Source organism: Janthinobacterium sp. SUN176, assembly GCF_030587335.1.
Lineage (GTDB): Bacteria > Pseudomonadota > Gammaproteobacteria > Burkholderiales > Burkholderiaceae_D > Janthinobacterium > Janthinobacterium kumbetense.
In genome coordinates, this window is the sequence record NZ_JAPWIA010000003.1 from 95,214 (window position 1) to 109,517 (window position 14,304).

7 protein-coding genes are annotated in these 14,304 nt (G+C 61.0%); 6 read left to right on the forward strand and 1 reads right to left on the reverse strand.

Going from position 1 to position 14,304, the window contains the following annotated elements; translation table 11 throughout:
• The first annotated feature begins 2 nt into the window (after positions 1-2).
• From O3299_RS21805 to gluQRS, 4 genes are all read left to right on the forward strand, one after another.
• Positions 3-1,301, forward strand: coding sequence for a DUF2169 domain-containing protein (locus O3299_RS21805; RefSeq protein ID WP_305063187.1), 1,299 nt, complete (start codon positions 3-5; stop codon positions 1,299-1,301).
• Positions 1,298-6,268, forward strand: a complete 4,971-nt coding sequence (locus O3299_RS21810) for a PAAR-like domain-containing protein (protein ID WP_305063188.1) — start codon at positions 1,298-1,300, stop codon at positions 6,266-6,268. The genes O3299_RS21805 and O3299_RS21810 overlap by 4 nt, the downstream gene beginning before the upstream one ends.
• An 8-nt stretch (positions 6,269-6,276) precedes the next feature.
• Positions 6,277-6,705, forward strand: a complete 429-nt coding sequence (locus O3299_RS21815) for a hypothetical protein (RefSeq protein ID WP_305054357.1) — start codon at positions 6,277-6,279, stop codon at positions 6,703-6,705.
• Positions 6,706-6,872: 167 nt separating this feature from the next.
• Positions 6,873-7,793, forward strand: coding sequence for a tRNA glutamyl-Q(34) synthetase GluQRS (gene gluQRS / locus O3299_RS21820; RefSeq protein ID WP_305054356.1), 921 nt, complete (start codon positions 6,873-6,875; stop codon positions 7,791-7,793).
• 203 nt (positions 7,794-7,996) lie between these two features.
• On the opposite strand, the gene O3299_RS21825 is transcribed toward gluQRS, so the two are convergent.
• Complete coding sequence (locus tag O3299_RS21825) at positions 7,997-10,222, reverse strand: TonB-dependent receptor (protein WP_305063189.1); 2,226 nt, start codon at positions 10,220-10,222, stop codon at positions 7,997-7,999.
• 508 nt (positions 10,223-10,730) lie between these two features.
• Here O3299_RS21825 and O3299_RS21830 point away from each other — a divergent pair.
• Positions 10,731-13,406 carry a PAS domain-containing protein gene (locus O3299_RS21830; protein WP_305063190.1) on the forward strand — a complete coding sequence of 892 codons (2,676 nt, stop codon included), beginning with the start codon at positions 10,731-10,733 and terminating at the stop codon, positions 13,404-13,406.
• Entirely contained in the window at positions 13,399-14,292 is an 894-nt protein-coding gene (gene bla / locus O3299_RS21835; RefSeq protein WP_305063191.1) for a class A beta-lactamase, read from the forward strand. Before O3299_RS21830 ends, bla begins: the two co-directional genes overlap by 8 nt.
• The last annotated feature ends 12 nt before the right edge of the window (positions 14,293-14,304 follow it).

Genomic DNA, 14,304 nt, shown 5'->3' on the forward strand with positions numbered 1-14,304 from the left:
CGATGAACGAAGCCGGCACAGCCCATTTCGATATTCCCAACCTGCTGTTCGACAACCGCACGCCGCACGCGGCCAGCCAGTTCGACATGCTTGACCAGTTTGGCGCAGCCTTCCATGTGGTGGTGGCGCGCATGGGCTACATGCTTGGCCCCTGCGGCGCGGACGGCCTGGCCAGCCTGCTGCCCATGGCGCGCCAGTCGCCGCTGGCCACGCAAGACCTGCACCTGGACGACGACACGCAGGCGGGCACCGTGCAGGAAAGCGACTTCGCGCCCTATAAACCGCGTTGCGACGTGATCGTCAATGGCGTGGCGCACGCGCCGCGCGGCCAGGCGATGCCGCAATTTCTCGTCAACCTGAAGGTGCAGTCGGAAAAGAAGACCCTGATCGACAAGACCCTGCAGGTATGCGGCGAACGCGCCTTCCGCAAGAAAGCCGCCCTCACGCGCCTGGTGCAAGGCTGTGCCCGCATCGCCACCGTGGGCTTGCTGCGGCCCAATCCGTGGCAGCTATCTGCACCGGTAGCGTTCCTGCAATTGCCGCTGCACTATGCCTACGCGTATGGCGGGCAATGCCGCATCGCGGCCGATGACTGCACCGCGGCGGCGCACGATTCCTGCCAGGCCAATCCCCTGGGACGCGGTTTCGCGCGGCACTGGTACCTGGATGGGAAACATATCGATGAGGTGCCCGCGCCCCGTATCACGCAGCCGTCGTTGCCGTGCACGGCCGCCCAGTTCTGGCAAGGCGCCGGCGGCAAGGAACTGCCGCCGCCGGCGGGGCTGGCCGTTATCGGCCGTGGCTGGCTGCCGCGCCGCGCGCTGGCCGGCAACATCGTCGTCAAGGATCAATGGGATGCCGACGACATCCCCGCCCTGCCGGAAGACTTCGATTTCGCCTACTGGAACAGCACGCCGCCCGACCAGCAATGCCCGCATCTGGCGGGACTGGAACAATTCACCTTGACCAATCTGTGCCGTCACGACCATCGCTCGGCCCGCATCGACCCGCGCGGAAACACGGTGCTGCGCTTTTCCCTGCCTCGGCAGGTGCTGTGTTTGCTGCTGGCGGACAAGAACGACCAGTTGCTCGTCTGGCGCCTGGCCATCGATACGGTGCTGGTCGATCCCGAGGCGGGCACCGTGGAACTGGTGTGGCGCGCCATCGTGCCGGCCGACGCGGGCCAGATCGCGTCGCGCTTGCTGCACGTGATGGAGCCGGCGCAAATCGCGCGCATCGAACTGCTGGAGCAAGCGCAGGAAGCGCTTGGCGAAGCCGCCGGGCAAGGCAAGAAACCATGACGAATGAAACCGTCACCAAGGCTTCGCGCTTCTATTGCGTCAGCCTCAGCCCTGATATTTGCAAGACACCCGTCGGCTCCAGCACGCCACCTATTCCCTACAACATCATCGGCGAATTCTCGGAAGCACAGAACGCCTCGCCCAACGTCAAGTCACACAGCGAGCCCGTCATCCTGCACCAGCGCAGCACCATTCCCACCGTCAAGGGCGACGCGGCCGGCAAGGCGGGCGGCGTCAAGAGCGGCACCGTCGGCAAGCAGGTCGACACCAAGGTGGCCAGCCCCATCCACCGCGCCAACGGCGCCGGCCTGGTGCAGATGGGGCGCGAAGTATGGATGAATTCGCGCAATACGGTGGGCAAGATTTATGAACGGGGCGCGGAAGCGGCCAAGCCCGTGCTCAAGGAACTGAAGGCGGCGACACGGGAAGCGACACAGGATTACAAGGATCATGGCTCCAAGAAAATGCATGGCACCGCCGAAGATCTGGTGGACGTGGGGGGCACCGTGCTGACAGGCAGTGCCGTGCTGGGTGTCGCCGGACTGGGCGCTGCGGCAACCGGCGTTGGCCTGCCGGCAGCTGCCGCGATGGAAACAGCGGCAGCAACTGGCGCGGTTACCGGCACGGCGACCGTTGTGACAGGCACGGCCATGGAAGCGTCGGCCACGGTGCTCGACCAGGCGGCCGATTACATATTGACAGGCAAGACCCCTGATTTACTCAATACGGCCTCGGACATCGTCACGAATGCGGCAGGCACATTACTGCAAACGGCGCTCTTCAGCAAGATTCCCGGTGGAAAAATACTGAGCAAGTTCCTCGGTAAAAAAGCGGCGCCGACCATCAACAAGGTGAAGGACAAGCTGGTCGGCAAAAAGCCGGACAAGCCACCGCCAAAACTCGACAAACCTCCCCCGAAAAACGGCGGCGACGACGGCAAGAGCCGTGGCAAGAAAGAACCGAAATCGGAGCCGCCTTCCGACTGCTGCCCCAAGGATAGCGGGCCCGCAAAAAAACCCGTCAAGGGCCGCAAGCCCGTGCATTTCGGCACGGGACAGGAAATCCTGTACCAGACGGATTTCGCGCTCGAACGCAGCATCCCCATCGCCTGGACGCGCGGCTACCGTTCCGGCGCCGAATGCGAGGACTGGGGCTTGCTGGGCGCGCGCTGGTCTACGCCCTACACCACCAGCCTGTCGCTGTGCGATGCGGGCATCGTGTTGCACGATGACAGCGGCCGCGCCCTGCGCCTGCCTGGCCTGAAACCGGGCCAGCAGTACGACAGCCGCAAGGAAGGTTTTACGCTCACGCGCGACGGCGCCGACACTTTTACCGTGCTGTGGCGCGACGGCAGCGTCGACCGCTACGCGCACGCTGAAGGCGGCTGGCTGCCGCACGGCTACGACGGCGTCAACGCCATGCTGGCCCCGACCGCTCCCGTCGCCACGCAACGCTTTGCACTCGTGCGTAGCGAAGGGCGCGATGGACGCGGCATCAGCATCGAACGGTTGATCGATGCAAAACCGGGCGAAGTAGTGCTGCGCCTGCGCAGCGACGATGGCGGCGTGCTCGAAGCCATGCGCGGGGAGTCGGAAAAGGCCATCCACATCGGAAGAGTCGACGAGGTGTTGCCAGACGGCAGCCGCCTCTGCCACGTCCGCTACGCCTATGCCGTCGAGACGAACGATACCCTGGCGCCCTTCGCGCCGCGCCACAACCTGATCAGCCAGTCGAATGCGCTCGGTGACACGCGTTGCTACAGCTATCGTCACCATTTGCTCACGTCGTGCAGCAGCTACACGGGTTTTAGTTACGAGCTGGAATGGATCAGCCTGGACGCGCTGCGCGCCCGCTGGAGCGGTTCCCCATTGAACGAACCGGAGCTGGCCGAACGTTTCCCCATTACCCTGGCCAACAGCTACCAGGCGCGCGCCATCGCCACGCGCGCCCAGGACGGCAGCGAGCACACGCGCATCGATTACGTGGACAACGACACCAGCCGCGTCACGGAAAACGGCGACGTCCTCGAATACACCTTCGACGCCAACTGGCTGGTCACCGAAGTGCGCCGCGTCATCAATGGCAAAACCGCCTCGCTGGGCCGGCGCGAATGGGACCGCGACGGCATGCTGCTGGCCGATATCGACGCCAACGGCGCCGCCATGCGCTATGCCTACGATGCTGCCGGCAACCTGACCCGCAGCACCGATGCCAAGGGACACAGCAGCAGCATCGCATACGATGCCGGAAATCAACCTATCGCCTTCACGGATGCGCTGGGCAACACAACCTTGCGCGAATACGACGCGGCAGGCCGTCCCTTCAGCATCACGGATGCACTGGGCCACGTCACGCGCTACCGCTACGACGAGCGCGGCCAACTGGTGGAACTGATCGACGCCAGGGGCGGCAGCAAGCATTTTCAGTACAACCGCCAGGGCTCGCTGACCAGCTACACGGATTGCTCCGGCCACACCAGCGAATACCGCTACGATGCACTGGGGCGGCTGGCAACAGCCCGCGATGCACTGGGCCATGCCACCCGCTATGCCTATGACGCGCTGGGCCGGCTGATCCGTCTCACGGCGCCCGATCAAACTTGGGAGCAATACGCCTATGATGGGGACGGCAATCTGCTCCTGCACCTGGATGCGGCCGGTCAGCAAACGCGCTACCGCTACAACGGCCAGGGCTTGCCCGTCGAACGCACGGACGCCATCGGCCAGACCTTGCAGTATCGCTACGATGGCGCGCTGCAACTGACGGAATTGATCAATGCCAAGGGCGAAAGCTACCGGCTCGCGTATCACACGGAAGGCTGGCTGACGTCGGAAACAGGCTTCGACGGCAAGCGCACCGAATACAGTTACGACCAGGCCGGCAACCTGACCGCCACCGAGTGCGGCAGCCAGCGCACGCAGTTGCTGCGCGACGCGCTCGGTTTGTTGCAAGTCAAGACCACGGCGGACGGCATGGTGCGCTACGCCTACGATGCGCTGGGCCGCCTGACGGCAGTGTCCTCCCCGCAAGCCGAACAGCGCTTTATGCATGATGCGCTGGGCCAGCTGATCGAGGAGCGCAGCGCCTGCTTTATGCAAACGCTGCCCGAAGCTCCACGGTTGCCGAATGCCCCGCGCGTACCGGACGCCAGCTTTGTCATGACGCATGCCTATGATGAACTGGGCAACCGCATCCAGACCATCCTGCCGAACGGTCGCCGCATCGACACCCTGCGCTATGGCTCCGGCCACTGGCATGGTGTGCTGTGGCAGGGCCAGACCGTGGTCGACGTGGAGCGCGACAAGCTGCACCGGGAAAAGCAGCGGCAGCTGGGCAGCAGCGGCTTGCTGGCCACGCGCCAGTACGACCCGCAATCGCGGCTCACCCAGCTGACCCTGGCACGCGGCGCCAATGCGCCCGCCCCTGTGCGCGAACGCCGCTTCGACTACGATGCGCAAGGCAACCTGACCACTATTTTCCAAACGGGTTCCACGGCTGCCGCCCCGCTCGGCAAACTCAGCTACGCCTATGACCCCGTCGGCCAGTTGCTGTCCGCCGTGCAAGCGGGCCTGGCCGAACACTTCACCTTCGATCCGGCCGGCAATCTGGTCGACACTGCGCCCGCTACCGGCAACGTCCTGCAACGCTACGGCGATACGGAATACGACTACGACGAGCAAGGCAATGCCACCGGCAAGCGCTTCCATCCACCGGGCAGGGAATCGACGTGGAGCGACCTGGCACTTGAATACGACGCCGAAAACCGCCTCCGCCACACCACTAGGACAGAACGCCAGTCGCGCCACCGCGCCCGCTATTTTTATGACGCCTTCAGCCGCCGCATCGCCAAGCAGGTAGAAGAAGCACGCTGGAGCAATCGGCAAGACATCACCAAAGACCAGCCCGCCCGCAAGAACGCCACCACCACCTTCTTCGTCTGGGACGGCGACACGCTGGCGCAGGAACTTGGGCACGAAGAAACGGTCACATATTTGTACGAGCCGGACAGCTTCGTGCCGCTGGCCAGGATCAGTTCGCCAACCTGCCGCCAGGCAAGTGCGGTCTACCTGCCGCGCATCGCACAGTGGGATTTACCCGCCACCCTGCACGACGCCGAACTGCAGGCAGCCATTGCGCAAGAACAGGAGGACATTGAAGCGCATCATGTATCGGCATGGCAAGGTATCCAGGCAGCAGCTGACGACGCGGCAGCACACGACCGCATCACCCACTACCACTGCGACCACCTGGGCACGCCACGCGAGCTGACGGATGCGCAAGGGAAGGTAGTCTGGAGCGGGCGCTACAAAGCCTGGGGGCGCTTGCTGCATGTGGAAGGGGAAATCGAGCAGCCGCTGCGGTTTCAGGGGCAGTATGAAGATCAAGAGACTGGGCTGTTTTACAATCGCTATAGGTATTATGCCCCTGAGCCAGGACGTTACCTGACGCAATATCCCATCAAATTACTGGGAGGATTAAATAGCTATAGATATGCAACAAATCCAACTGGTTGGGTCGACCCACTAGGGTTATCAAAAAAATGCAATAAAAATACAAATTGCGATCCATGTATTGGCAAAAATCCAGCAGCTTGGGCAAGCCAATGGCAAGGACATGGTATATACAAAGGTAGAGACAACTGGAAAAATACGATCTTGAAAGCAAATACCATTATTTACGGAGGAGTTCCAGGACAATCAGGATTTTATTTTGACGATGATACATTGACAAAAGCATCTGGAAGCAAGTCAAAGCTAGGTGAATTACTGCAAGTATTACCGCATAGAAAATTTGGTTATCGTCCAGACGTACAGGCTTATAAAGTTAAAAAAGATACGTGTGTAGCAACTAGCATTGCAATGGCTCAAGATGCCACTATTTTTGGCAATGGTGGAGGCAAACAATTTTTCCTATCCGATTTCAAAACCAAGGTTGTAAAAATTGGTCCAAAAATAAAATTAAAATGAGATAAATTATGAAAATAAATACTACTGACGGATCCATCAATATCGGAAAATTCATTACCTTATTCAGAGGTATGAAACGAAATGATTTACTATCACAATCAAAAAAACAAATATGGAAGGATTGGATAAAAAGAGATGGCGAGATAATATCTTACAAGACAACATTAAAAAACGAAAATAAACCGAAAGAAACCATAATTGCAATTGTTTTTTTTGAAAAAAATAATGGCCATATAAAATTCTGGGATATTGGACCAGAAAAAAATACTAATGAAATTCAATCAAAACCGGAAGGGAAATACACGAAAAAAATGAGGGGATGGTTTTTTGAAAACTTCCAACTTACTCTTCCACAATCTGGATCATGGGGCGAGGTAGATGCATTTTATGACCCTCACAATCTTACGACATCAATTATTTGCCACTATCTATATTAGTATGCATGGAAGACAATTTAAAAAACTATTTTTAAGAGCAAAAAATTAAAAAATCAAGTTCGAATTTGACTTACTTTTCACTCTGAACGATACTTTCCATTGCAGACTTACAATATGCCAATCAACTCTGCGACACCAGCACATCAGATTTTCATAAAAATTTTTGCATGACCTCAACGCCCGTCCCCCACATCGGCCGCTTCGCCCCCTCGCCCTCCGGCCCACTGCACATGGGTTCGCTCGTTGCCGCCATGGCCAGTTATCTCGATGCGAAGGTGCATCAAGGAACGTGGCTGCTGCGCATCGAGGATCTGGACTATGACCGCAATGTCGAGGGTGCCGATCTGGGCATCCTGGCCAGTCTGCAGCGCTGCGGCATGCTGTGGGATGGCGAGGCGACGTGGCAGAGCAAGCGCTTGCCGCTGTACGAGGCGGCGCTGAAACAGTTGCAGGACGATAGTCTCGTGTATGCGTGCGGCTGTTCGCGCAAGGAAATCCAGGATTCGGTGCTGCAGGCGGGAGGCCCCAAGGGTGGGGCCGCCGTGTATCCGGGCACTTGCCGCCATGGCTTGGCGCCGGGCAAGGCGGCGCGGGCCTTGCGAGTACGGGTACCGCAGGGAGCGGACGCGGTGTACGCTTTTGCCGACCGCTGGGCGGGTCCGCAGCGGCAGGACCTGGCCAGCGAGGTGGGCGACTTCATCGTGCTGCGCGGCGATGGTTACTGGGCGTACCAGCTGGCCGTCGTGGTCGACGATGGCGCGCAGGGCATCACGCAGGTGGTGCGCGGCGCGGACTTGCTCGATTCCACGCCGCGCCAGCTGTATCTGCAGGATGTGCTGGGCTTGCCCCACCCCGGTTTCCTGCACGTGCCTGTCGTCACGAACGACAGCGGCGAAAAGCTATCCAAGCAGACTGGCGCCCTCGCCTTCGATACGGCAAGCAATGCCGCCGACCTGCTGGCGTCGGCGCTGCTGCCGGCGGCCCGCTTCCTCGGCCTCGAGGTGCGCGCCGACAAGGTGGAAGACTTCTGGCGGCAAGCCATTCCCGCCTGGGCGCAGCGGCTGGCGCAGCTTCCCGAGCATCCATAAAAAAACCCGCCGCGGCGAACCGGGCGGGTAGCAATGCAGGCGCCAGCACATGGCCGGCACCTGGAACCGAACACTTAAGAAAACCGTAGCGAGCGGCAGTGAGTTGCGGCCAAGACGCGCAACTGTGCTTGGCACGGGGCCGCCGAGGCAGTGAGCATCTCAGGCCACAAATCGCGACGCGCAGTAGGTTTGCTTATGTGTTCTTAGAAGTTGCCTTTAAATTGAACGCCAAACTGACGCGGCTCATTGATGAAGCCCGTGCGGTTGTTGAAGTCGATGGCGCCCGTGATACGCTGGGTGTCGGTGATGTTGCGGCCAAAAACGGCCATTTCATACTTGCCGGCATCCCAGGTGTAGCCCACGCGCAAGCCACCTTCGACCATCGGCTTGCCGGTGAATTCGGTGGACTCGTACAGGAAGAAGTTGATCTTGCTGCGGTAAGCCCAGTCCGTGAAGACGAAGAATTCGCCGTTTTCCATCGGGATCGAATAACGGCCCGTGGCGGTGATCGTCCACTTCGGCGCTTGCGGCAACGGATTGCCATTGATGATGGCGAAGCCGGCGGCGTTTTTCGGATCGGTCACGGTGCAGCTGCGGCATGTGGCCACCGACAGGCTCGGATCCTTGATTTCCGTGAAGTTGTAGCTGCCGCCCAGGGACATCTTCAGGCTAGGCGTGACAAAACCTTCCAGTTCCAGTTCCGCGCCGCGGCCATTCGTCTTGGCTGCATTGATCAAACGCGTCACGTTCGAGGTGCCGCCAACGACCGTCAGTTGCTGGTTTTTCACCTGATAGTTGTACAGGCTGAAAGCAACGCGGGCACGGCGCTCGAACAGGTCGGCCTTGATGCCCGCTTCGACCGAGGTGATGGTTTCCGCGTCGGCAACCGTTACGGACACCTTGTCGCTGGCTGGCGCAATACTTGGCGCGCGGAAACCGGTAGCGACACGGCCGTAGAAGTTCACGTCCTTGTTGTACTTGTAGGTACCGCTCAGGTCCCAGTTGACCTTAGCTTTGCTGACATCGGCGCTGGTCGGAGAAATCTGGACGATACGGTCCGCTTCAACGGTGTTGAAATCCTTCTTGTCCTTGGTGTAACGCAAGCCGGCACGCAGCACGAAGTCATCGTTGACGGCATAGTTGACGGAACCGAAGGTGGCCCAGGCACTGTTTTTCTGGCGGCTGGCCAGGTGCGAAACGAGCGCATGGTCGCTACCGCCGAAGTTATCCGTGTAGCCGTTGGCATCTTCGTTGAAGTAGTACACGCCAGCCTGCCAATTGAGCGGACCGGCATTTTTCGATTCGGCGCGGAATTCTTGCGAGTACTGTTTCACGCTCTTGATGCCGCCAGCAGTTTCCACCGGGAATGGAATCGCTGGCACCATGCCTTTTGCGCCGCCATCGATGTCGCCATGCGACACATACTTGCCCACGCGTTCGAAACCGGTGATCGAGTACAGCTTGACGCCGTCGAGTTCCCAGCTCAGGCGGGCGCTGGCGCCATTGGTGCGCAGTTCCTGGAAATTCAAGGCATCGGTGTAGGATTTGGTCGGATTGAAACCGTCGACCAGGTCATTCGTGCCCAGCTTGATGGCGTTGGCGAAGAACACGCGCGCGCTGCCCGTGGTGCTGCGCTGATGCACGTTGAACAGGGCGTTGAACGTGCCGTTCGGCGCATACATCAATTGCACGCGTTCCGCGTGTTCGTTGTAGCCGTCCAGCGCATTTTTCTGGCCCGTAAACGTGTTGTCGACGTAATCGTCGCGGTGCTGACGCAAGGTCGAAACACGCATGGCCCATTCTTTGCTCAGCGGCACGTTGACGGCGCCGTCGAAATTGGTGGTGTTGTGCGTGGCGGCGGAAACGTTGTAATAGCCTTCAACCTTGTCCAGGTTCGGCTTGACGGATTCGAACTTGACCACGCCGGCAGGCGTATTGCGGCCGAACAAGGTGCCTTGCGGGCCGCGCAGCACTTCCACGCCAGCCACGTCGAAAATCGGATAGCCCTTGAGGATAGGATTTTCTTGCACGACATCGTCGTAAATCAGGGAAACAGGTTGCGATGCAAAGATGTTGAAGTCGGTATTGCCGTAGCCGCGGATATAGAAGCGGGGGAAAGTGCGGCCATTCGACGATTCCACGTTCAGGCTCGGCACTTTGCCGGCCAGCACGCGAATGTCTTGTCCACCGGACACCAGCACGTCGAGCTTTTCATCACGCAGCAGCGACACGGAGACGGGCACGTCGCGGATATTTTCCTTGCGGCGCTGCGCCGTCACGGTCACGGTTTCCAGCTGGCTGGCGGCAGGGGTCGTATCAGCAGCGACTTCATCAGCATAAGCCGAGCCGATAGGCAAGGCAGCGGACAGTACCAGCATAGCAGCGCTTTTGGCGCACAAACGCTTGTGCATCTTGGACATCTTGATCATGTTGTTTCCCAGAAGTTTAAAAAAGAATTGCGAAACCTGTCTCCGGGTTATGTACGGCGCTGGATGATCGTTTGCACCATTTCGGTGCAACAGCGCAAGCGGATGTTTCTCCGCTCTCGGCGTCACTGGCTCTGCCCTGGCTGTCGTCCAAGCTGACAGCGGTTCTGGCCGCATCTCCGGGATGTCTGATGAACACCAACTTTTAAGTAAGGCGCCAATTTAATTCAAGCGCCTTATGCGCTGCAAGAATATTGTTATGTAAAATATTCATTCATCAACATAAAGGCCAGACTAGTGGTTATTCAGCCACAATAGCGTGCTCGCCTTGCTATTTCCTCCGATGCCATGCCGCGTGACGCACCTTTTCGCCAGGCCAGCCGAAAGCGGAATTGCTGCCCTGCGAGACAGCCCCGAGGGTAAAAATAGTTGTAATATCGCCAGAATGAAGTTGCCAGACCGCCCCATTCCAGTGCGGCGGCGGCCCCCTGCACCATCATCGATAGCCTCCATGCCAGAACCCAGCCAGCCCAGCAACGCCGTCCCGTCCTCCACCGTCGCCGCCCAGGCGGCGCATCTGCTGCTGAGCGCCCATTGCGACATCGTCTGGAGCACGAAAACCTTCGGCCAGTTCGATGCCGACCAGCCGTCATGGCGCGCCTTCACGGGCCAGACCGAAGCCGAACTGCTGGGCCGCGGCTGGGTCAATGCCCTGCATCCGGACGACCGCAACTTGCCTTACGTCATGCCATCGCACCTGACCAGCGTGTTCGAAGCGGAATACCGGCTGCGCCACGTCAGCGGCGCCTACCGCAACATGCTCGTGCGCATGCTGCCCGTGCTGGCGCCCGACGGCAGCATCATTGAATGGCTGGGCTCGCATTGCGACGTGACGCGGCAACGGCAGACGGAACAGCGGCTGCGTCTGGCCATGCAGGGCGGCCGCATGGGCACGTGGGAGATCGACCTGGGCAGCGGCAGCATGGCCGGCTCCGACGCCTTCAAGGCGAATCTGGGCCTGCCGCCTGACAGCCGCATCGATTACGCGCAGCTGACGGGCGCCATGCTCGACGGCGACCTGCAGCACTGGCAAACGGTGGTGCACGCGGCCATCGCCAGCGCCAGCGATTTCGAAATCGACATCCGCGTGCGCTGGCCCGACGGTTCACTGCACTGGGCGCACATGCGCGGCACCTGCGCCAGCGATGGCGCCGGCAACGTGATCGCCCTGTCCGGCATCTCGCTCGACCTGACGACCAGCAAGCAGAACGAGGAAACCCTGCGCCTGACCCTGGCGGCCGGCGAAGTGGCCACCTGGAACTGGGACATCGTTGCCGACCGGGTCACGGCCGACAGCAATATGGCGCGCTTGTTCCCCGTCAATGCCGATGCGGCCACGGCGGCGCCGCTGGCGCGCTACCTGGACATCATCCATCCCGATGACCGCGAGCAAGTCAGCGTGCAGATTGCCCAGGCGCTGCAGGCGCACACGCCGTTCGAGGCCAGCTACCGCGTCGGCGCCGGCGATGGCCAGTACCGCTCGGTCATCGCGCGGGGCCGCGCGGAATACGCGCCCGATGGCACTCCCCTGCAATTGCCCGGCGTCTTGCTCGACATCACGCGCCAGAAACAGGTGGAAGATGCGCTGCGCCGCAGCGAGGAACGCTATCGCACCCTGATCGACCTGATGGACCAGGCTTTTTGCGTCATCGAAATGCTGTACGACGAGCAAGGCCGCCCCGTCGATTTCCGCTACCTGGAAGGCAACCCCGCCTTCGTCAAGCAATCAGGACTGGACAATGCCATCGGCAAGACCATCCGCAGCTTCGTGCCCGACCATGACCAGCACTGGTTCGACATGTACGACCAGGTCGTCAAGACCGGCGAGCCCGTGCGCTACGAAAACGAAGCCGTGGCCATGGAGCGCTGGTTCGAAGTCTTTGCCGCGCGCCTGGGCGGCCCCGGCAGCCGCCTGCTGACGGTATTGTTCAGCGACATCAGCGAGCGCAAGCGCTCTGAGCAGCCATTGCGCCAGCTGGCCGACAACCTGTCCGAAATGGACCGGCGCAAGACGGAATTCCTGGCCACGCTGGCGCACGAACTGCGCAACCCGCTGGCGCCCATCCGCAACGGCTTGCAAATCATGCGCCTGGCCGCCGACAAGCCCGCCACCGTGGCGAGAGTGCGCGACGTGATGGAACGGCAAGTCAATCAGATGGTGCATCTGGTCAATGATTTGCTGGACGTGGCACGCATCACGCGGGGCCAGATCGAACTCAAGCTGGAACGCGCGGACTTGAAAACCATCATCGCCAGCGCCGTGGAAACGAGCATGCCGCTGATCGAGGCCAGCCGCCATCAATTGCAGGTGCAAGTCGATGAACAAGCGCTGCCGCTCGAGGCCGACCCCACGCGCCTGGCGCAAGTGCTGGGCAATCTGCTCAACAATGCCGCCAAGTACACGCCGGCCGGCGGCCAGATCAGCTTGCGCGCGCGGCGCGATGGCAACGAGGCATTGATCGAGGTCAAGGACAGCGGCGTCGGCATCCCCGCCGAGTCGATCACGACCGTGTTTGACATGTTTACGCAGGTGGGGCAAAACATGGGCCGCGCGCAGGGCGGGCTGGGCATCGGCCTGTCGCTGGTGCGGCGCCTGGCTGAGTTGCATGGCGGCAGCGCCACGGCGGCCAGTCCCGGCGCCGGCCTGGGCAGCACCTTCAGCGTGCGCCTGCCCCTGCTGGCGGAGGCAGCGGCAGCGCCCGCAACAGTGACCACGCCCGCCAGTGCCGCCGGCGGCCCGCATTTCCGCGTGCTGGTGGTCGACGACAATGTCGATGCGGCCGATACCCTTGCCGCCGTGCTCGACATGATGGGCCATGCCACGCAAGTGGCCCACGACGGCGCACAAGCCCTGGCCGTGGCGCCGCAATTTTTACCGGACGTCATCTTCCTCGACATCGGCTTGCCCGGCATGAACGGCTATGAAGTGGCGCGCGCGCTGCGCCGGATACCGGCCGGCGCCAACGTCGTGCTCGTTGCCTTGACGGGATGGGGCGCCGAAAACGACCGCAGCCAGTCGAGTGCGGCCGGCTTCGACCACCATCTGACCAAACCGGCCAACCTGCTTGCCATCGGCGAACTGCTGGCCACCCTTTCCACTCCAACAACACTGACCGACCATGACTGAATCCCTGAACCACGTCCGCCGCCACCTCCTGCTGGCCGGCGGCACCGCCCTGCTGTGCCCGACACCGCTGCTGTTTGCCGCGCCCGCCACCGGCATCGCCGCCGCCCAGACGCAGCTGGCCGCGCTGGAACAGGCCGCAGGCGGACGCCTCGGCGTTGCCGCCTGGCGCCACGGCAGCGAACAGCGCGTTGCCTATCGCGCCGACGAACGCTTTCCACTGGCCAGCACCTTCAAGGCGATGCTGGCGGGCGCCGTGCTGGCCCGCAGCGTCAACCAGCCGGGCTTGCTGGACCTGCACGTGCGCTACGAGAAAAAAGAATTGGTCACGTATTCGCCCATCACGGAAAAGCATCTGGCCGACGGCATGAACGTGGCCGACCTGTGCGCCGCCACCTTGCAGTACAGCGACAATAGCGCGGCTAATTTCTTGATGAAAATATTGGGCGGACCGCAAGCCGTGACGGCGTTTGCGCGCAGCATCGGCAATACGGTGTTCCAGCTGGAACGCTGGGAAACGGAATTGAATAGCGCCATCCCCGGCGAAGTGCGCGACACGGCCAGCCCCGCGTCCATGGCGCACAGCTTGCAGCAATTGTTATTGGGAAATAGCTTGCCGGCACCGCAGCGCCAGCAACTGGACGCGTGGATGCGCGGCAACACGACGGGCGACAAGCGCATCCGCGCCGGCGTGCCTGCCGGCTGGCAGGTGGCGGATAAAACGGGTTCGGGCGCGTATGGCAGCGTCAACGACATCGGCGTGGCCTACCCGGCCAGCGGCGCGCCGCTGATCATCACCGTGTACTACACGCGCGAACAGAAAAAAGCCGACACGAACCAGGACATCATCACGGCCGCCACGCGCATCGTGGCCGCCGCATTGACGTAATTCGTTGACGTA